General features: G+C 70.3%; 19 protein-coding genes. 10 read left to right on the forward strand and 9 right to left on the reverse strand.

Features of this window, described 5'->3' with window-relative positions; genetic code table 11:
- Positions 1 to 21: 21 nt before the first annotated feature.
- Together HNR16_RS07415 and HNR16_RS18780 are read right to left on the reverse strand one after the other, a co-directional pair.
- Complete coding sequence (locus tag HNR16_RS07415; RefSeq protein WP_158039669.1) at positions 22 to 384, reverse strand: RNA polymerase-binding protein RbpA; 363 nt, start codon at positions 382 to 384, stop codon at positions 22 to 24.
- 112 nt (positions 385 to 496) lie between these two features.
- Entirely contained in the window at positions 497 to 1,243 is a 747-nt protein-coding gene (locus tag HNR16_RS18780) for a glycerophosphodiester phosphodiesterase family protein (protein ID WP_158039668.1), read from the reverse strand.
- Between the two features lie 51 nt (positions 1,244 to 1,294).
- Here HNR16_RS18780 and HNR16_RS07425 point away from each other — a divergent pair, with 51 nt between their 5' ends.
- Positions 1,295 to 2,077, forward strand: coding sequence for an SDR family oxidoreductase (locus HNR16_RS07425; RefSeq protein WP_158039667.1), 783 nt, complete (start codon positions 1,295 to 1,297; stop codon positions 2,075 to 2,077).
- Between the two features lie 104 nt (positions 2,078 to 2,181).
- Here the strand turns inward: HNR16_RS07425 and HNR16_RS07430 are convergent, their stop codons facing one another.
- Together HNR16_RS07430 and HNR16_RS07435 are read right to left on the reverse strand one after the other, a co-directional pair.
- Positions 2,182 to 2,652, reverse strand: coding sequence for an SRPBCC family protein (locus tag HNR16_RS07430; RefSeq protein WP_158039666.1), 471 nt, complete (start codon positions 2,650 to 2,652; stop codon positions 2,182 to 2,184).
- Between the two features lie 27 nt (positions 2,653 to 2,679).
- On the reverse strand, positions 2,680 to 2,892 hold the full coding sequence (locus HNR16_RS07435; RefSeq protein WP_158039665.1) for a hypothetical protein: 213 nt from the start codon (positions 2,890 to 2,892) through the stop codon (positions 2,680 to 2,682).
- A 289-nt stretch (positions 2,893 to 3,181) separates the two neighbouring features.
- Here HNR16_RS07435 and HNR16_RS07440 point away from each other — a divergent pair, with 289 nt between their 5' ends.
- The 5 genes from HNR16_RS07440 (at position 3,182) to HNR16_RS07460 (ending at position 10,793) form a co-directional block, all read left to right on the forward strand.
- Positions 3,182 to 5,572: an ATP-binding cassette domain-containing protein gene (locus HNR16_RS07440; RefSeq protein WP_158039664.1), complete on the forward strand. Its 2,391-nt coding sequence runs from the start codon at positions 3,182 to 3,184 to the stop codon at positions 5,570 to 5,572.
- A gap of 872 nt (positions 5,573 to 6,444) precedes the next feature.
- A complete protein-coding gene (locus HNR16_RS07445) occupies positions 6,445 to 7,167 on the forward strand; it encodes a tyrosine-protein phosphatase (RefSeq protein WP_158039663.1) in 723 nt (240 codons plus the stop codon).
- A gap of 307 nt (positions 7,168 to 7,474) precedes the next feature.
- A complete protein-coding gene (locus HNR16_RS07450) occupies positions 7,475 to 9,031 on the forward strand; it encodes an Hsp70 family protein (RefSeq protein ID WP_158039662.1) in 1,557 nt (518 codons plus the stop codon).
- A gap of 59 nt (positions 9,032 to 9,090) precedes the next feature.
- Entirely contained in the window at positions 9,091 to 10,014 is a 924-nt protein-coding gene (locus HNR16_RS07455; RefSeq protein ID WP_158039661.1) for a DUF2268 domain-containing putative Zn-dependent protease, read from the forward strand.
- A 155-nt stretch (positions 10,015 to 10,169) separates the two neighbouring features.
- Positions 10,170 to 10,793, forward strand: coding sequence for a TipAS antibiotic-recognition domain-containing protein (locus tag HNR16_RS07460; RefSeq protein WP_179558007.1), 624 nt, complete (start codon positions 10,170 to 10,172; stop codon positions 10,791 to 10,793).
- Positions 10,794 to 11,521: 728 nt separating this feature from the next.
- Here HNR16_RS07460 and HNR16_RS07465 read toward each other — a convergent pair.
- Positions 11,522 to 11,974, reverse strand: a complete 453-nt coding sequence (locus HNR16_RS07465; protein WP_158039660.1) for a MarR family winged helix-turn-helix transcriptional regulator — start codon at positions 11,972 to 11,974, stop codon at positions 11,522 to 11,524.
- 405 nt (positions 11,975 to 12,379) lie between these two features.
- On the opposite strand from HNR16_RS07465, the gene HNR16_RS07470 reads away from it, so the two are divergent.
- Positions 12,380 to 12,859: a hypothetical protein gene (locus HNR16_RS07470; protein WP_158039659.1), complete on the forward strand. Its 480-nt coding sequence runs from the start codon at positions 12,380 to 12,382 to the stop codon at positions 12,857 to 12,859.
- A gap of 178 nt (positions 12,860 to 13,037) precedes the next feature.
- Entirely contained in the window at positions 13,038 to 14,234 is a 1,197-nt protein-coding gene (locus HNR16_RS07475; RefSeq protein WP_158039658.1) for a calcium:cation antiporter, read from the forward strand.
- Positions 14,235 to 14,267: 33 nt separating this feature from the next.
- Here HNR16_RS07475 and HNR16_RS07480 read toward each other — a convergent pair whose 3' ends face one another.
- Both HNR16_RS07480 and HNR16_RS07485 read right to left on the reverse strand, forming a co-directional pair.
- Positions 14,268 to 15,362 carry a magnesium and cobalt transport protein CorA gene (locus tag HNR16_RS07480; protein WP_179558156.1) on the reverse strand — a complete coding sequence of 365 codons (1,095 nt, stop codon included), beginning with the start codon at positions 15,360 to 15,362 and terminating at the stop codon, positions 14,268 to 14,270.
- A 94-nt stretch (positions 15,363 to 15,456) separates the two neighbouring features.
- Complete coding sequence (locus HNR16_RS07485; RefSeq protein WP_158039656.1) at positions 15,457 to 16,191, reverse strand: M50 family metallopeptidase; 735 nt, start codon at positions 16,189 to 16,191, stop codon at positions 15,457 to 15,459.
- Between the two features lie 77 nt (positions 16,192 to 16,268).
- Here HNR16_RS07485 and HNR16_RS07490 point away from each other — a divergent pair, with 77 nt between their 5' ends.
- Positions 16,269 to 16,928 carry a DUF1345 domain-containing protein gene (locus HNR16_RS07490; RefSeq protein WP_158039655.1) on the forward strand — a complete coding sequence of 220 codons (660 nt, stop codon included), beginning with the start codon at positions 16,269 to 16,271 and terminating at the stop codon, positions 16,926 to 16,928.
- On the opposite strand, the gene HNR16_RS07495 is transcribed toward HNR16_RS07490, so the two are convergent.
- On the reverse strand, positions 16,894 to 17,886 hold the full coding sequence (locus HNR16_RS07495; RefSeq protein ID WP_225737771.1) for an EamA family transporter: 993 nt from the start codon (positions 17,884 to 17,886) through the stop codon (positions 16,894 to 16,896). The genes HNR16_RS07490 and HNR16_RS07495 overlap by 35 nt on opposite strands.
- 78 nt (positions 17,887 to 17,964) lie before the next feature.
- Here HNR16_RS07495 and HNR16_RS07500 point away from each other — a divergent pair, with 78 nt between their 5' ends.
- On the forward strand, positions 17,965 to 18,846 hold the full coding sequence (locus HNR16_RS07500) for a LysR family transcriptional regulator (RefSeq protein WP_158039653.1): 882 nt from the start codon (positions 17,965 to 17,967) through the stop codon (positions 18,844 to 18,846).
- Positions 18,847 to 18,915: 69 nt separating this feature from the next.
- On the opposite strand, the gene HNR16_RS17825 is transcribed toward HNR16_RS07500, so the two are convergent.
- On the reverse strand, positions 18,916 to 19,908 hold the full coding sequence (locus tag HNR16_RS17825; RefSeq protein WP_218868403.1) for a PCC domain-containing protein: 993 nt from the start codon (positions 19,906 to 19,908) through the stop codon (positions 18,916 to 18,918).
- Positions 19,909 to 19,914 lie beyond the last annotated feature (6 nt).

Here is a 19,914-nt window from a genome sequence, read left to right on the forward strand (position 1 = left end):
CGGGGCGCTCGGTGCCCTCCGCTAGGACGAGGAACTCGTGCCGCGACGTGCGCGGAGCAGTTCCAATCGCTCTTCGAGGATGACCTCGAGTTCATCGCGCGTGCGTCGTTCGAGGAGCATGTCCCAGTGCGTGCGCTGGTGCTTCTCCTCGGGCGCCTCGTAGGGAACGAGGTCGCCCTCCTCGTCGAGCAGTCGCCCCTCGTCGCCGCTCTTCGGCGATTGCCAGGTCTCGGGGACCTCGGCCTCCGCCGCGAACGTGACGACGAAACGTTCGCCCGCCTCGGTCGCGTACACGCGCTGCTGTCGCTCGACGAGGACCACGCCCTCGTCGCTCTGGAGGCTCTGTGCACCGAGGCGCATGCCTCGGAGACTTCGATCAGCCATACCACTCCACCTCCCGGTTCAACGGGTATTCATATCGTGCCAACCCGTGAGCGGGCCGACCGCTTCCCGGATCCGGCCCCGTCGAGCGGCGTGTTCGCGGGGAGCGTGCGCATCATCGCCCCTGCACGACCGGAACCGCGAGGTCCGCCCGGTCGGTGACGATCCCGTCGATGCCGCGTGCCAGCAGTTCGCGCATCGTGTCGACGTCGTTGATCGTCCACACGTGCACCTCCCGCACGTGTCTGCGGAACGCGGCGAGCCGCTTCGGTGCGACGAGCGTGAGTCCCGCCTGACGGACCGGGATCTGCAGGGCCGCGACGCCGTCGAGCGCACGCGCGACGAGCCGGTCCCGCCCGAGTTCGATCCCGAGCAGTGCGGCCGCGATCCGTTCGCTCGACGCGCTCCGCGCGACACCGGGGAGGAGCCGGACGGCACGCGCGAGACGCGCCTCACCGAACGAGGCGAGGAGCACGCGAGATCGTGAACGCGTCCGCCGGATCGCCGCCACGACCGGCTCCACGACACCGCCCACCTTCAGATCGATGTTGAAGCGTGCCGTCGGGAAGGCGTCGAGCGCCTCCACCACCGTCGGGATCCCGTGCCCCTCGACCGAGCGGCGACGCAGATCGGCGAGCGTCAACTCGGCGACGGGCGTCGTGTCGCCGTCGAAGCGTTCGAGTGTGCGGTCGTGCCAGAGCACGGCGTGGCCGTCCCTCGTGACGTGCGCGTCGGTCTCGAGGTGCGTGGCACCGACCGCGAGTGCGGCGGCGAACGCCGCGAGCGTGTTCTCGGGAGCATCGAGCGCGAGTCCGCGGTGCGCGAGAACGCGCGGGGGAGCGGGTGCGAAGTACTGATCCACGCGGGAAGGGTAGCGGCTCCCGCCGGGTGGCCGCCCCGCTAGACTCGCGGCATGGCAGACACGACTCCGAACCCGCTCGCTCCCGGCTCGCTCGAGGGGGTGCGCGTGCTCGTGACGGGCTCGTCACGCGGTGTCGGCGCCGACACCGTCCGGTACTTCGCCGAGGCGGGCGCGAAGGTCGTCGTGAACTACCGCAACAAGGCCGCGCGTGCCGAGAAGCTCGTCGCGAAGATCCGCGAGGCGGGCGGCACGGCCATCGCGGTCGGTGCCGATCTGACCGATCCCGAGTCGCTCGCCGCGCTGTTCGACACGATCCGGGCCGAGTACGGCGGCCTCGACCTGCTCGTGCTCAACGCCTCGGGCGGCATGGAATCCGGCATGGGCGAGGACTACGCCCTCCGCCTCAACCGCGATGCGCAGGTCGCCGCGCTGCGCGGTGCGCTCGAACTCATGCCCGCGGGTGCGCGGGTCGTGTTCGTCACGAGCCACCAGGCCCACTTCATCGAGACCACGCCCACCATGCCCGAGTACGAGCCCGTCGCGCGCTCGAAGCGTGCGGGCGAGGACGCGCTCGTCGCACTCGTGCCGGAGCTCGACGAGCGCGGTATCGGCTTCGTCGTCGTCTCTGGCGACATGATCGAGGGCACCATCACCGCCACGCTGCTCGACCGGCTCAACCCGGGCGCGATCGAGGCTCGTCGCGAGGAGGCCGGGCGCCTCTACTCCGTCTCGGAGTTCGCGGCCGAGATCGCGAAGGCCGCGGTCGAGGACGTCCCCGCCGACCACCTCGTGCTGCTCGGGGACGTGTCGGGCTTCACGCCGCTCCCGAACTGAGCGCGAACGCCACGACGCCGCCCGGTTCGCCGGGCGGCGTCGTCGTGCACGCGCTCGCCGATCCATGACCGTGAGCGGCCCGGGATCGCGTCGCCTCACCCCACTCAGAACGCGGGATGCCGCTCCACGCGACGTTCGAGCAACGCGAGATTCTTCGTGTCGTCGAGGTAGTCCGACAGGTCACCGAACTGCTCTCGCCACCCGGCACGGCACTCGGCGACGAGCACCTCGGCATAGTCGCCGCGGGGAAAACCCGTCTCGACGACGCGGAGTTTCGCCTTGTGCTTCTGCTGCGAGACCCGGATCCGGACGGCCGTCGAGAAGTCGCCACGCTTCGTCGTCCAGTCGAAGCGCAGCTCCTCGGGGGCGCTCACCTCGGTGACCGTTCCGCGGGTGCGACGCGGCTTCTTCTTGCCCGGACGGACCGCCTCGGCCGACACGCGGGCACCGACCTTCGGCTCGAACTCGAGCTCCGGCCACCACTGTCGGCGGATGCGCTCGTCGACGAGCGCCTGCCAGATCCACTCCGCGGGCAGCGCGAAGCGCACGGTGATGTCGAGCGATGGGGGGAACACGGCCGTGGGCCGTTCGCGGGCTGGTGGCTACTTGCCGGAGCCGAGCTTCTTCTTCTGCGAGTGGCCGATCACCTGGAACGGGATCCAGAGTGCGAGCGAGTTGAGCAAGATGCCGGCGAAGAACACGAGCATGCGCAGGAGGTCCTGGTGCTCGGAGGTGTGGATCTGGAACGCGAGCCCATAGCACCACATGCCGACGGCGAAGATGATGATGCAGACAACGGCGATGAGGGCACTCACGCGACACGACTCCCCGGACTAGGCACATGCGGATTCTCCGCACACCCTCAGCCTAGTCGATCGTGACGCCTGCATCGGCGTTCGCCGACCCCTGCGTCGTGTTCTGCATGCCGTGGCGGCCGCTCGCGCGGGCGCACATGGGGCAGAATCGATCGGCGCGTCGATGCGGACGCGTCCTGCCCGCGGGCCGGCACCGTCCGATCGACTCCCGACCGCCGACGTCACCCTCGTTCCGCCACCGCGACCGATCACCCACCACCGTCCCGGACCCGCCACCGGAAGGACCCCCATGAGCACGACGCCGAACCGTGAAACCGAGGCCGCATCACCGCACCCCGCCGACACCCACGACCGCATCCGCGTCCGGGGTGCGCGCGAGAACAACCTCAAGAACGTCGACATCGACCTGCCGAAGCGTCGCCTGACCGTCTTCACGGGCGTCTCGGGCTCGGGGAAGAGCTCGCTCGTGTTCGGCACGATCGCCGCCGAGTCGCAGCGCATGATCAACGAGACCTACAGTACCTTCGTGCAGGGCTTCATGCCGACGCTCGCCCGGCCCGATGTCGACGTGCTCGACGGCCTCACGACCGCGATCATCGTCGACCAGGAGCGCATGGGCGCGAACGTCCGTTCGACGGTCGGCACCGCGACCGACGTCAACACGATGCTCCGCATCCTCTACAGCCGACTGGGGGAGCCGCACATCGGTGGCCCGCAGGCGTTCTCCTTCAACGTCGCGTCCGCGAGCGGTGTCGGTGGGCTCACGGTCGACCGCGGAACGAAGACCGAGACCGAGCGTCGCGAGTTCTCGATCGTCGGTGGCATGTGCCCGCGGTGCGAGGGCATGGGCACCGTGTCCGACTTCGACCTCGCGCAGCTCTTCGACGAGTCGAAGTCGCTCGCGGAGGACGCGATCACGGTGCCCGGCTACAACGGGGGCGGCTGGAACGTCCGCCTGTTCAGCGGCTCCGGCTTCCTCGACCCCGACAAGAAGATCCGCGACTACACGGACGAGGAACGACACGACTTCCTCTACCGGGAACCGGTGCGCGTCAAGGTCGAGGGCATCAACATGACGTACGAGGGCCTCATCCCGCGCATCCAGAAGTCGATGCTGAGCAAGGATCGCGAGTCGATGCAGCCGCACATCCGCGCGTTCGTCGAGCGGGCGATCACGTTCACCACGTGCCCGGACTGCGACGGAACGCGGTTGAGTGCGCTCGCAAGGGCGTCACTCATCGAGGGGCGCAGCATCGCGGACCTCTGTGCGATGCAGATCAGCGACCTCGCGACGTGGATCCGCGACCTGGACGACGCATCCGTCGGCCCGCTCCTCACGGCGCTCCGCGAGGTGCTCGACTCGTTCGTCGAGGTCGGTCTCGGCTATCTCTCGCTCTCGCGCCCCACGGGCACACTCTCGGGCGGCGAGTCGCAGCGGACGAAGATGATCCGGCACCTCGGCTCGGCGCTGACCGATGCGACGTACGTGTTCGACGAACCGACGATCGGCCTGCACCCGCACGACATCCGAACGATGAACGAGCTGCTGCTGCGCCTGCGTGACAAGGGGAACACGGTGCTCGTCGTCGAGCACAAGCCCGAGGCGATCGCGATCGCCGACCACGTCGTCGACATCGGCCCCGGTGCGGGCACGAACGGCGGCGAGATCTGCTTCGAGGGCACGGTCGAGGGGCTCCGGCACAGTGGAACGCTCACCGGCACGCACCTCGACGACCGCTCGAGCGTCAAGCCGTCGGTGCGCACACCGAACGGCGCGATCGAGATCCGGGGCGCGAACGCGAACAATCTGCAGGACGTCGACGTCGACATCCCGCTCGGCGTGCTCGTCGTCGTCACGGGTGTCGCGGGATCGGGGAAGAGCTCGCTCATCCACTCGTCGCTGCCCGCGAGCGAGGACGTCGTGTCGATCGACCAGACGGCCATCAAGGGATCGCGGCGCAGCAACCCGGCGACGTACACGGGCCTGCTCGAACCGATCCGCAAGGCGTTCGCGAAGGCCAACGGCGTGAAGCCGGCCCTGTTCAGCGCGAACTCGGAGGGTGCGTGCCCGAACTGCAAGGGCGCGGGCGTCGTGTACACGGACCTGGGCATCATGGCGGGGGTCTCGGCGCCGTGCGAACTGTGCGAGGGGCGGCGCTTCGACGCGGCCGTGCTCGAGTACCGTTTCGGGGGGCGCGACATCAGCCAGGTGCTCGCGATGTCGGTCGCCGAGGCGCTCGCGTTCTTCGGTGCGGGGGAGGGGCGCATCCCCGCGGCGCAGAAGATCCTGCAGCGCCTCGACGACGTGGGGCTCGGCTACCTCACGCTCGGTCAGCCGCTCACGACGCTCTCGGGCGGGGAACGTCAGCGACTCAAGCTCGCGACGCACATGGGGGAGTCGGGTGGGGTGTACGTGCTCGACGAGCCCACGACGGGCCTGCACCTCGCCGACGTCGAGCAATTGCTCGGCCTGCTCGACCGGCTCGTCGACGCGGGCAAGTCGGTCGTCGTCATCGAGCACCATCAGGCCGTCATGGCCCACGCCGACTGGATCATCGATCTCGGTCCGGGTGCCGGCACCGACGGCGGCCACGTCGTGTTCGAGGGCACGCCGGAGGCGCTCGTCGCGGACGCCTCGACGCTGACGGGCCGCCACCTCGCCGACTACGTGCACCCCTGACGCACCCGAGCTCAGCCGAGCTGACGCGGACGCACCCAGACGCACCCCAGCCGCACCCAGCTCCACATCCAGCCGCATCCAGCCGGGTTGTTGCTACCGGGCCCGGGGCCCGGTAGCAACAACCCGGCTGGATGCGCGTCGACGTCGACCCGACATCGTCAGTTCACGAAGACACAAACACTCCGGTCAATAAGATATAAACGTTCTGGCTCCGATTATGACAATATTGCAGCGAGGCGAAGCGTCTCGTGCCACGCCGGGGCACCCGCGCGCTCACGAGCGTGGTCGACGACCGGGCACAACGGTGGGGCACAGCAGCCTGTCACGCATTGACCCAGCCTTTCGCGCTCGCCGTTCGCGGACGCCATCCACCGTCGGCGAGCACGGAACCCCAAGTCGTGGAACACCGGGCCGCGGTCACGATGCGACGAGCGGCACGCCGGGACGTGCGCCACACGGAAATCCGGGCCGACGGACCAGGTCGAACTCGCCCTGACATCGCGGCCAACAGCGACACTCGTGGGCGACGACCGCCGGCGACGACGACGCCACACGGCCGAGAACCCGAGCCACCGACACCGATGTCGCCCAACACGACCCACGGACGACACCAGCGTCGTGGGTTCGACGACAACGCGCACGACATCCTCGAGAACGCCGACATCGCGGTCACCGACAACAGCCGCGACACACGCACGAGCCGAGCACTCGCGACACCGACTGTTCCGTCCGCCCGAGGCACTCTCGCACGCCACATCGAACATCCGATAATGCACATTATGACAATCTGATGAGTCGCTCCTGGAGTGGATGACATCGGCGTTGCCGTCGAGAGCCCGCACACACACCGCCACGTCACCTAGGCTCCCTGAATGCGCGACCTCCACTGGGACGGTTACCTGAACGCCCGTGACCTCGGCGGCCTGCGGACGCCTTCTTCGGCGACCGGCTCCACGATCTGCGGCCGGGTCGCCCGTGGGCCTCGCCGTGAACTCTTGACCGAAGCGGGATGGCGAGACGCCCAGCACTGGGGTCTCACGTCGATCGTTGATCTCCGATGCGCCTACGAGATCGGCGCTCGGGAGGGGGATCCCGAGGTGAGACCGGAGCTGATCGCGACCGTGTCCGTGGTGAACGCCCCGACCGAAGACCAGGACGATCCCGAGTTCCGCAACGTGTGTTTCCCGATCCTGGACTCACCGGAGTACTGGCGTCACAACTGGCGGATACTGCCCGACCTCGTGCTCGGTACGTTGACCGCGATTGCATCCTCCCGCGCCGGGGTCCTGGTTCACTGCAGCGCCGGACGCGACAGGACCGGAATGATCAGCGCATTGCTGCTCAGCAATGCCGGCGTGGGCCCAGCAGATGTCGTCACTGACTACGCGGAGTCGGTCCGAGCGATGGCCGGCATGCAGTCTCACGCTCCGACGGGAGACCGACAAGCCGGCTGGGGACATGACGAGGTCGCGGACTGGATCGCGAGGACCGCTCCGATCGTGGAAGAGATTGCGAGTGATCCGAATGCCGCCTTCGCAGCGATCGGCGCTGGTCCTGACGTGCGCACGAGGCTTCGCCGGCTCCTGACCGAGTAGTGACCTGACGTGCGATCGTCCTGCATGGGCTCGCGGCACGGCGGATGACATCGATTTCGCGATGGCTGGGACTCGGACAGAGGACGACCTTCGATCGTTGAACACGCCCCGCTGTCATCGATGGCCGCGTTCGATGGCGACCGCATGCAGGCGATGGTCGACGCGGCATCGTGGAAGACGCCCACGCGGGCCGGCGGGCCGTGACCTCGCCCGAGACGACGGGTCCGCACGAACCCGGACCGAATCACCACAGCACTCCGTGGCGCGGCGCCCGTGTCGCGAAACATGCCGTTGATACCCTTCGCCCATGCGACTCGGAATCGACTTCGGCACCACCCGCACGGTCGTCGCCGTGTCCGACCGCGGGAACTATCCGGTCGTGACGTTCGAGGACACCGACGGGGATCCCCACAGCTACGTGCCGTCGGTCGTCGCCGAGGTCGACGGGCGCCTCGTCCACGGCTTCGAGGCGGAACGCGCGTCCAGCGTCGGCGCGCCGACGCTCCGATCCGTCAAGCGCATCCTGTCGGCGCCCGACGCGACCGCCGACACGCCGGTCACGGTCGGTGCGATCACACTCCCCCTGCTCGAGGTGCTCACCTCGTACTTCGTCGCGCTGCGGCGGTCCATGCGTGACGCGTCGTCGCTCACGTCGACGCCCGGCGCGGTCGAATCGATCGACGCGCACACCGACGTGTGTGTCGCGGCCGTTCCCGCGCACGCGCACAGCGGCCAGCGCATGCTGACGATCGACGCACTCGCCGCAGCAGGCTTCACGGTCGAACGACTCGTCAACGAACCGTCGGCGGCCGGATTCGAGTACACCCACCACCGCGCCTCGACGCTCAACGCGCAGCGCTCGAACGTGCTCGTCTTCGACCTCGGCGGCGGCACCTTCGACGCCTCGCTCGTGAGCGTCGTCGGCGAACACCACGACGTCGTCGCGTCGCTCGGCCGTGCCGACGTCGGCGGCGACGACTTCGACCACGTGCTCGCGCGCGTCGCGTGCGAGCACGCGGGAGTCGACTTCGACGCCCTCTCCCCCACCGCTCGCGGCGATCTGCTGCTGCAGGCACGCGAGGCCAAGGAGCGGATCGCACCGCAATCGCGTCGCATCCTCCTCGATGTCGCGGGCGAGGCGGTCACGGTCCCCGTCGACGAGTTCTACGCGCGCTCGGAGCCGCTCGTCGAGGCGGCCATGGAGACGATGGCGCCCCTCTCGGAGCGCCTCCAGCGTGGCGAGCACGGTGACGCGGACGTCGCCGGCATCTACGTGGTCGGCGGTGCGTCGAGCCTGCCGCTCATCCCGCGCATGCTGCGCGAGCGTTTCGGGCGCCGCGTGCACCGCTCCCCCGTTCCCAGCTCGTCCACCGCGATCGGACTCGCGATCGCCGCCGACCACACGAGCCCCTTCGAGCTTCGTGACCGCACCTCGCTCGGGTTCGGTGTCTTCCGTGAGGCCGATGCGGGCGAGCGTGTCGCCTTCGACCCCGTCTTCGTCCCCGGAATCCCCATCCCCGACGGCGACGCCATCGTCCGCGCACGGCGATACCGCCCCGAGCACAACGTCGGCGTCTACCGCTTCGTCGAGTTCTCCTCACTCGCCGAGGGCCACCCGAACGGTCTCGTGTTCCCGGCCGGCGATCTGCGGGTCCCGTTCGACGGATCACTCACCGCCGACGCGATCACCGAGGGCGTGCGCGTCCACCGGGACGGCACCGGCCCGCTCGTCGAGGAACGCTTCGAGCTCGACCGCAACGGCATCATCTCGGTCCGCGTGGACAATCTCGATGCGGGCACCTCGTACGTCCCGGCGCTGCGCCGCAGGGGCGGTGCCGGCGTGCCGGCGCAGCAGCCCGCCTGAGGCGATCCCACCGCGCGGGCTTGACCCTGACGTGACGTCAATGTCTACCGTCCGATGACATGGACATCACGATGATCGACACCACCGGAACGACCCGAACGATCCTCGACGCCCCGGCCGAACGCCGGCCGTCGCTCGTGCGCGACATGTGGTCCCCCATGGCGAGCAAGATGCGGTTCACGCCGGGCGCCGACCCGGTGCGGTTCCACCGACAGGGGTTCGGGTTCGACCCCGACGGAACCCCCGAGCCGATCCGCGACGCCGCTCGGGCACTCGACGACGCGGACGCGGCCGCCCGCATCGAGCGCGAGCTCCGCAGCGCGGCCGCCGATCTGGAGGCCGCCGTTCCCGGCCTGCGCGTCCCCGACGTGACCGCGATGCTCGTCGTCGGCGACCACGACGACGACCTCTTCACCGACACGTTCGCCGGCCTCTCCGGGTTCGGCGGCATCAGCGGCTCCATCGTGCTCACACTCTGGCCGAACCCGACCGTGCTCGATCGGCTCGAAGCCATCGCCGCGCACGAGCTGCACCACAACGTGCGTTACGCCCCGGGTGGTGTGCGATGGGACCCCGCGACCGTCACCGTCGGCGAGCACATCGTCTCGGAGGGGCTCGCCGATCGCTTCGCGAGCGAGCGCCACGGGGCGCTCGGCCCGACCCACTTCGTCGACGAACGGCTGCGGACGGACGACGAGCTGCTCGCGCGGGTGTCGGCGGGCCTCGGGACCACGGGGATGGCGACGTTCGGCGCCTGGGTGCTCGGTGACGAGGCTGCACGCCGCTTCGGCGCGCCCCCGCTCGGACTCCCGACCGGTGCCGGCTATGCCGTGGGACTCCGCCTCGTGGACGCGTTCCTCGACGAGGTCGGTGGCACGGCGGCCGACCACATCCGGACACCGAGCGCGGACATCATCGACGTCGCGCGTCGACGCCTCGGCCTCCCGCGCCCCGACGCGACCACCCCGGCCGTCGGGCACTGAACGGGGCACCGACGTGGAGTGGACCGTGCACGAACTCGCCGAACGGGCGGGCGTGAGCGACCGCACGCTGCGGCACTATCACCGCATCGGACTGCTCCTGCCCGACCGGATCGGCGAGAACGGCTATCGGTACTACGGCACGCGCGGTCACGAGATTGCAGCAGATCCTCGTCCTTCGCGACACCGGCCTCGGCCTGCAGCGCATCGCGGAGGTGCTCGACGGCGGGCCCGGGCCGACGTCGACCGACGACGAAGCCCTCGCGGAACAGCGCCGGGTGCTCCTCGCACAGCGCGACGCGATCGAGGCGCGCATCGAGGCGCTCGAGCGAACCATCGAGATGCGTCGCGAGGGCGCTTCGACGAGGAGCGATGTGCTGCTCGAGGGTTTCAACGATCGCTACGAGGAGGAGGTCGTCGAACGGTGGGGCAGCACCGCGTTCGAGGCGTCCAACCGTTGGTGGCACGGGAAGTCGCTCGACGAACAGCGACGCTGGAAGGCCGAGACGGAGGCCCTCCTCGCCGAGTGGCGTCGACTCGCGGAATCGGGGTGCTCGCCCCGCGACGAATCGGCGGTCCGGCACGCTGACGCGCACCTGGCGTGGTTCGCGACGATCCCGGGAACACCCGCACATGCCGGCGACACGGACGCGACCCGCGCGATGGTCCACGGGGTCGCGGACGCGTACGAACTCGACCCGGCATTCCATCGGACCTTCGGCTCGGAGCACGCAGCACGTTTCGCCGCCGTCGCGCTCAGGGCACGCGTCGACGAGGACTGAACGCCGCCGGGTCGTGCCCCCGTCTCGTGCACGACCGACACTCCCACCGCGAAGACGTGACCTCGGGCGATCACGACCTCGCGGGTTCGCAGCCGTGGATTCCGCGGGCGCTCGCGGGGTCGCGATCGAGGATTCCACGGACGGCCGACGATCATCGGATGATCGAGCGCACGATCATCCGATGATCGGGCGACCTGCGCCGCTCGATCATCCGATGATCTGATCGCCGTATTGCTGGGCTGGACGCACGATCATCGGATGATCAGATGATGAGTGTCGACCGGGCGGACGAGTGCTCACGCTCCCCCACTCGGCCGCCGGGAAGACGGCCCTCGCCGGCGCGCCCGTCGCGCGTGAGCGGCCGGGCGCACGCCGTGCTGCGCGTGGCGTCGGGCGCCGGATCCGATCGACCGGCGCGCTCCGACGTGCCGGGTACGACCACGTCGACGTACGGCCGGGCGACCGCGCGACACCCATCGCCCGCCGAGTGCCGACGCGCGAGCACACGGGGCACGGTCACCCGCACCCGCGCCGCGCCACCACCTCAGCGAACCGGCGTCCGCGCACCGGGTCACGCGCCCTCGCGTGACCCGCGCGGGCCGACGACGACGGGCGGGTCGTCGCCCGACCGCGGACGCCGGGACCACCCGGATCGCCCATGCCACCAGGATCACCCTGGGCACCCGGATCACCCATGCCACCCGGATCCCCTAGGCGGCGCGAGTCGCTCAGATCGCGCGGGCCGCCTCCGCATATGCGGCAGAGGCCGCGACGACGTACGCGGCGAGCCCGGAGCGCTGTTCGTCGGTGAGATCGGCGAGCGCCTGGCCGATCGGCCCCCGAACCGTGTCGAGCACGGCCTCGAGGCCGGCGGGCAGGACGCCGGTGTGCGCGACGACGGTCCGGCGCCGATCATCCGGGTCGGTGTGTCGAACTGCGACGCCGAGCGCGACGAGACGATCGACGAGCCTCGTCGTCGCGGGCGCCGAGAGCCCGAGGCGGCGTGCGAGTTCACCACTCGTCATGGGGCCGTCGAGCTCGAGCAGGAGGCTCGCGCGGTAATCGCTCCCCGACAGGCCGGATGCCTCGGCGGCCGACTGATGGAAGAGCGCGACCGCCGCGAGGTAGCGCGGATAGTCACCGGCCGATCGTGCAGACACGGCACCCGTGCGTTCCCCCATGCGACTCCCCTGCCTCCGCGTACGCGATCCTATCGCTCCCGAGGAACGTCACGCGTCACCGCCGGGGGCTCGCTCGCCGGGCCGCGGCACTGTTCGCCACCCGTCCGGCGGTCCTCCGGCAGTCATCTCCCCGACGGCCGGTCCCACGGCCGGTCGGCACACATTCACGAACATGTGCACGTCTGCAATCGTTGCGCGCGCGAATCGGACGTGGCTCCTCCCGCGCGATGGCGGGGCGAACCGCGCGGGAAACAGCACGGGGCGTCGATGACAAATGTCACCGCACGCGGATGCGCGATGCAGTGCCGACCGTGGAGCGACGACACTGTGGGCCGGTGCCGCGGCCCGGGAGGCTTGGAACACGACCGCGGAACCACGCGGAACCCCGATACGACGGAGGCCGACATGTTCGAGACCCTGACCGCATTCACCGAGTCGCTGCCCACCTGGCTGCAGTGGCTCGGCGTGGCCCTCATCGGTGCGATCCCCTTCGTCGAGTCCTACCTCGGTTCGGCGATCGGCGTGTTCGTCGGCGTTCCGCCCGCCGCCGCGATCGCGGCCGCCGTCGCCGGCAACATCGTCTCGACGCTCGCCGTGATCTTCGGCGTCCACTCGATCCGACGCCGGGTCGTCGCCGGGCGGGAACCCGAACGGCCGTCGCCACGACGCGAGCGCATCCGCCGACTGTTCGACCGCTACGGCGTCGCGGGCGTGAGCCTCATCGGCCCCACGGTGCTCGCGGGCCAGATCACCTCGGGCATGATGATCTCCTTCGGCGCCTCGCGGCGGCTCGTGGTCATCTGGCAGATCGTCGCGATCATCGCATGGGGGCTGCTGTTCGGCGTGCTCGCCACCATCGGCGTCGACCTCGTCTCCGGCCGCTGAGTCCCGCCGGGCCCGTGTCGCCCGCACCACCCGGACCGGCCGGGGCGGTCGGCACGGGCACTCGTGCGCGAGACACGTTTGCCAGGCTTTGACCGCCCGTGTGCAGCGGGTGACCCGCGGGACGGCTCGCGGGCATGCTCCCACTCGAGGACGGCCTCGGAGAATCGGACACACGTCCATGACCTCCACCGCCCGACCCTCACGCGAACTCGTCCTCACGCACACCGCCGTCATCCGGCTCGTCCTCGCCTGGGGCGCCTCGATCGCACTCATGGCGACCCGCGACGTCCTCCACTCGGGACTCCCGGGGCCACTCCTCGTCGCGGTCCTCGGGCTCACCGTCGCGATCGTCGTCGTGGCCGCGTTCGGTGTCGTCCACGAGGCCGAGCAGCTCGCGCACCGGCTCGGCGACCCGTACGGGAGCCTCGTGCTCACCCTCTCGATCGTCCTCATCGAGGTCGTGCTCATTTCCTCCGTCATGCTCGGGCCCGGTGAACACGACACGATCGCCCGCGACTCGGTGCTCGCCGTCATGATGATCATCCTGAACCTCGTGATCGGGATCGCCCTGCTCATGGCCGGGCGCCGCGGCCCCGCACCCGCGCACAATCGCACCGGGACGTCCGTCTACGTCGGCATGATCGCGCTGTTCGGGACACTCGCGTTCGTGATGCCCGCAGTCACGGGGACGACCGGCTCGTACACGTCCGCACAGGAGATCCCGATCGTCCTCGTGACGCTCGTGTCGTACGCATGGTTCCTGATCCGGCAGACCGGCCGTCAGGCACCCGACTTCACCGATCCGACATCCCCGGCCACCACGCCGACCACGAGCGCGCCGACCACCACCGGGCGGTCCGCTGCGGACACCACCGCCACGTCCGCACGGACGCCCGTCGGCACCGTCCTGCGCGAACACCGGACGGAGCTTCTCGCCCGCACCCTCCTCCTCGTCGCGACGATGATCCCGATCGTGCTCATGTCGCACGACCTCGCCGGCCTCCTCGACGACGGGCTCGGCCGTGTCGGCGCACCCGTCGCGCTCGCGGGCATCCTCATCGCCATCATCGTGTTCACGCCCGAGTCGATCACCGCGATCCGAGCAGCCCTCCGCGGTGAGACGCAGCGTGTCGTGAACCTGTGCCTGGGTGCCTTCGTCTCGACCGTCGGACTCACCATCCCCGCCGTCCTCGTCATCGGGCTCGTCACCGACCAGAAGGTCGTCCTCGCGCCGACCGCACCACACCTCGTGCTCGTGGTGACGACCGTCGTGACGACCGCGATCACGTTCGCGGCGCCGCGCGTCACCGCGAGCCACGGTGCACTGCACCTCGCCCTGTTCGCCGTCTACGTCGTCACGGTCTTCACGACCTGACGGATCGGCGCGCCGACCGAGCGGCGGGCGCGATCAGAGCCAGTTGTTGCGCTTGAACGCGATGTAGAGGCCGACCGAGAGGCACACCATGAGCCCCCACGCGCCCGCGTAGCCCCACGTCCAGTCGAGCTCGGGCATGTGCGTGAAGTTCATGCCGTAGATCCCGGTGACGATCGTCGGCGCCGCGAAGATCGCCGCCCAGGACGAGATCTTCTTCGTCTGATCGGCCTGGACGAGCGTGATCTCGGTCGCCCGCTGCGACGCGAGCGTCGACACGAGCGTGAGGGCGTTGTCGAGCACACTGCGCATGTTGCCGAGTCGTCCCTCGAGCCGGATGACGTGGTCGAGGACGTCACCGAACAGCGCGTCGAGCAGCACGGCGCGCCGGTGCTCGACGTCGTCGTCCCCGAGCGGCGAGCGCTCCTCGTGCGTGGGCACGTGGCGCAACACACCGCCCGCATCGGCGAGGAGCGTCGGATCCCCGCCGACGAGCGCGCGCCGCATGCCCGTGAGCATGCTCTCGAGCGGGGTCACGACCGTCAGGAACTTCGACACCTGCCCCGTCAAGCGGTAGATGCGTTTCGCGAGTTCGCCGTCCCGTGAGTCGATCGCCGCATCGATCTCCTCGATGTCGAGCGCGAGCCCCTCCGCGACGTGCTGGTACCCGTCGACGACCTCGTCGAGGATCGCGTACGCGGCGCCGCTCGGTCCGAGCTCGGCGAGCCGCCGCGCGGCGCGCAGCCGCTTGCGCACGTCGACGACGCCGCCACACCCCGATCGTTGCACGGTCACGAGGAAATCGGGCCCCACGAACAACGAGAGCTCCGAGAAGTCCACGTGGTCGTTGTCGTCGTCGTAGGTCGCGGGGTGCAACACGACGAACGACTGGTCGCCGTGCCGTTCGAGCTTCGTCCGCTGGCCCGACTCGAGGACGTCCTCGACGAACAACCGACCGAGACCGAAGGTGCGCGCGACGTCGTCGAGTTCGATCTGCTCGACGTCGGCGAGCTCGACCCAGACCCAACCGTGGTCACGTCGGGCCGCCTCGAGCCCCGCGACGGGGTCGGGATGCCCCACCGGCTCGCCGTCGACGAACACGGTCACATCGAGGATGTGTTCGGTGTGCACCGGTCCCCCTCTCGCGGTGGCGTTCGCGGCGGGAGGTCCCGTCGCCCGACCGATCGTCGCACACCCGACCCACCCGTCCGCGCGCGACGCTCGCTCAGCTCGCGAACGGGACGAGATCGAGCACCGACGAACCGTCGGGCCACAGCACGAGGACGACCACGACGGTCGCGACGAGACAGACGAGGGCGAAGCTCGTGTTCCAGAACCCCTTGGGGACTCGCGTGAGCTTCGCGAGGACGGCAGGATCGCTCCCGCTCCCCCGGTCCGCCCGGACGGCCGCGAGGTGACGCCACGCACCGACGACGAGCACGACGGCGAGCGCGATGAGCACCGTGGTCTGGACGGTGTCGTCGCGCCACCACCACAGCGCGGCCGTCGAGGCGAGCGCGACCACGACCACGACGCCCGTGAGCAGCGAGCGCACCCGCACGAGGACGAGGAGCAGGACGACACCGACGCCGAACACGACGGGAGCGGCCCAGCCGCGGGACGCGGCGAACGCGAGCGCCGCGCCGAGGATCGCGGGCGCCGGATAGCCCGCCCACACCGAGAGCGCCCGGCCGAAGCCGGTCGGCTTGCCCGAGGTCACGGCGTGACCCGACATGTCGCCGCGCACGACGAAGCCCGTGAACCGGCGGCCGACGAGAACGCCGACGATCGCGTGGCCGAGCTCGTGGACGAGCGTCACGCACAGACGAACCACCTTCCACACGGGGCCGACGAGCACGAGCAGCGCACCGACCGCGAGTGCGCCGAACAGCGCGAGCGGCGGGATGGCCACGTCGCTCGCGGGTGCGAGACGGGAGAGGAGGAGATCGAGGACGTCCACGACGCCCGAGGGTAGCCGCACGCGCCGCCGTCGTCCCTGACCGCGGACGCGTGCACACACGGCCCTAGGATCGCTGTATGTCGAAAACGGATCGCGGCCTGCTGCGTTCGAGCGCACGGACCCGCCTGCTCGTCGCGGGCGGCGTCGGCATCGGGTCGGGGGTGGCCACCGCGCTGCTCGGCGGCGGCGCGTTCGCGCTCGCGGCGGGCTGGGCAGCGGGGAGTCTCGTGTTCCTCGTGTGGGTGTGGGGCGCGATCGCCCGCATGTCCCCGGCCGAGACGCGCACGCACGCGCTCCTCGAGGACGACACGCGAACGGGCTCGCACGTCGCGCTCGTGGTCGCCGCACTCGCGAGCCTCGCCGCGCTCGTCGTGATGCTCGTCGCGGCGGGCTCCCTCGGGAGCCCGCTCCGCGAGTGGCTCACGGGCGCGGGTCTCGTCACGGTCATGCTGTCGTGGTGTGTCGTCCAGACCCTCTACACGCTCCGGTACGCACACCTGCACTATCTGGATGCCCCGAACGGCATCGACTTCAATCAGGACGGCGACGCCGACTACCTGGACTTCGCGTACGTCGCGTTCACGATGGGCATGACGTACCAGGTGTCGGACACGAACCTCCGCCGATCGGCACTCCGTCGCGCGGGGCTCGGGCACGCGCTCCTCGCGTTCCTGTTCGGCGCGTTCGTGCTCGCGACGACGATCAATCTCGTCGCGGGTCTCGCGTCGCCGGGCTGAGTGGCACGTCGGTGTCGGCTCCGCTCGGTCCCTCGTGGCCACCCGCGACCGCCCGTCGTGACCGTGGCGGTGGGAGCTGACCGCCGACCATCGCCGCGAGCGCGATGGCGAAGCCGAGCACCTGCACGCCCCCGAGCGACTCGCCCCCGACCAGCACGCCGACGAGGGCGGCGACGAGTGGAGAGAGCGGTCCCAGCAGCGCCGTCGCGGTGACGGGCAGCCGGCCGAGTGCCGCGAACCAGACGGCGTACGCCGCGAGTCCGCCCACGAGCGTGAGCCACGCGTAGCCCACGACGGCTCGGCCGTCGATGTCGGGCGGAACGCCGTCGAGCAGGAGCGCGGGGAGGAGCAGCACGAGCCCGGCGGCGGTCAGTTGCCAGCCCGCGAACGTGATTGCCGAGACTCCCGGCGGTCTCCCCCACTTCTTCGTGAGCACGACGCCGAGTCCCATGGAGAGCGCACCGCAGAGCCCCGCCGCGATGCCGAGGGGCGAGAGCGCCGCCCCGGGACCGAGCACGACGAGCGCGATCCCGACGACGCCGAGGACGCCTGCCCCCATTCGCCACACGGATCCTCGTTCGCCGAGCACGACGATCGCGAGCACGGCGACGACGAGGGGCTGCGCCGCGCCGAGGGTCGCCGCGACGCCGCCCGGCAACTCCTGTGCCGCGACGAACAGGAGCGGGAAGAACGCCGCCATGTTGAGCGTGCCGAGGACGGCGCTGCGCCACCACCACGAGCCGGTCGGGAGGCGCCGCGTGAGGGCGAGTGCGATGAGCCCCGCGGGCAGGGCGCGCATCATCGCGGCGAAGACGGGGTGCCCCTCGGGGAGGAACCGCGTCGTCACGACGTACGTGGTGCCCCAGACGATCGGCGCGAGTGCGGCGAGCCCCGTCCAGGCCACCCGAGCCGTCGTCGCGGTCGCGGGTGTCGTCTCCACTCCGGTGTGCGTGTGCATGCCTCGATCGTCACGCGGAACAGCGAATGCGTCCAACGCATGGTTCCGATCCCGATCATGAACCAGGATCATGGATCCATGGATCTGCAGCAGATGCGGTACGCCGTCGCCGTCGACGAGGAGCGCAACTTCACGCGTGCCGCCGCACGCTGCCATGTCGTGCAATCGGCGCTGAGCCACCGGATCAAGGCGCTCGAGCGCGAGATCGGCGTCGAGCTGTTCGCGCGCACCAGTCGGCGCGTCGAACCGACCGCTGCGGGCGAGGCGTTCCTCGCCGCGGCGCGGACGAGCCTCGAGGCGGCCGAGCGAGCCGTCGCCGACGCGGGGGCCGTCCACGGCCGTGTCGGGGGCACGCTCACGGTCGGGCTCATCCCCACGGTCACGGCGATCGACGTCCCCGCGGCCCTCGGGGCGTTCCATCGGCTCCACCCCGAGGTCGTGATCCGACTCCGGGGCGGTGGCAGTGACGCGTTCATGACGGAGATCGCGAACGGCACGATGGATGTCGCGGTGCTCGGCCTTCCGTCCGCGGTGCCCCCGGTCGGTGTGCGGGCGCGGGTGCTCGCGCGCGAGCGCCTCGTGGCAGTGGTTCCCACGGGCCACGCGCTCGACGGCCGGAAACGGGTACGGCTCCGAGATCTCGCGGACGAGGCGTTCGTGGACTTCCCGGCGGCGACACCCGGTCGAGCCCAGACGGATCTCGCGTTCCGCGCGGCGGGCGTCCGACGCACCGTGTCGTTCGAGGCGACGACGACGGAACTCGTGCTCGACCTCGTCGCTCACGGTCTCGGGGTGACGATGCTCGCCGACACACTCGTGTCGTCAAACCCGGGACTCACGACCGTCCCCGTCACCGATGGCCCCGAGCGCATCGAGTACCTCGCCTGGAGTGCGTTCAACCCGTCACCGGCGACGCGAGCGTTCCTCTCCGGGCTGCCGCATGACGACGATCGATCCTGATCGCACGCACGACGGCGTGCGTCCGGGCGACGCGGACCCGACGAGCGCGACCGACCGGGTGGAGGACGGTCAGGGGGTCCACACCTCCGTCTCGCTCCCCGGCCCGTACCAGTGGCCGTTCGGGAGCGACTGCAGCTCGAAGATCGATCCCCACGGCGCGCGGACGTAGATGCTCGCATTCCCCGGGGTGTCCTCGTGGCGGGAGTTGCCGTGCGGCTCGTCCAGCGCCTCCCCGCCCGCCTCCACCGCTCGCGCGAGCGACGCGTCGATGTCGTCGACGAGGAGCGCGACGTGGCCCCAACCGATGTCGGCGAGCCCGGCGGGGCCCTGCCGTTCGTCGGTCTCCACCTCGAAGACCTCGAGACCCGGTCCCGTGCCGATGACGATCATGCGCTGCACGATGATCCGTGCGCCCGGCGGCAGCCCGAGCTGCGCCTCGACCTCGGCACCGCTGCGCGGCGGATCCGATCGCAGGAGCCCGTCGTACGCGACCTTCGCCCCGAACGCGTCGACGAGGAAGCGGGTCGCCGCCTCGAGATCGGGCACCGTGAGGCCGATGTGGTTGATGCCGCGCGGTACCGGCGGCGTCGTCCGCGATTCGGACGGCACGTCGTCCGCGCGCGTCTCGTCGATCGCGATGACCGCGAGTCCGGAGGACGGATCGAGTCGCTTCACGAGATGTGCGGGCGACTCCGTGAGCACGACCTCCATGGTCGGGTTGACATGCAGCGCCTCCGCGTGTCCGGCATAGGCCACACAATCGCGTCCACCGAGCACCGCGTGCGCGTGCAGCGTCGGGCCCTCCGAACCGGTCGCGATGTCGCCGATGAACGAGGCGATCTCGAGCTGCTCGTCGAAGTGCTTGAGCCAGAAGCCGCCGAGCTCCGCCGCGAACACGCCGAGCGTCGCCTCGTCGACGGCACCGATCGCCGTGACGGTGGCTCCGCGGATCCCGCGGTCACGAGCGAAGGCCGTGATCTCGGCACACGCCTCATCCCCGGCATCCATGACGAGGAGGTACGTCCTCGTCTCGCCGTCCTGGTGCAGCAGCCTGCTCTTCACCGGTCA

It is taken from the genome of Pseudoclavibacter chungangensis, from assembly GCF_013410545.1.
In the GTDB taxonomy this organism is placed as follows: Bacteria; Actinomycetota; Actinomycetes; order Actinomycetales; family Microbacteriaceae; genus Pseudoclavibacter; species Pseudoclavibacter chungangensis.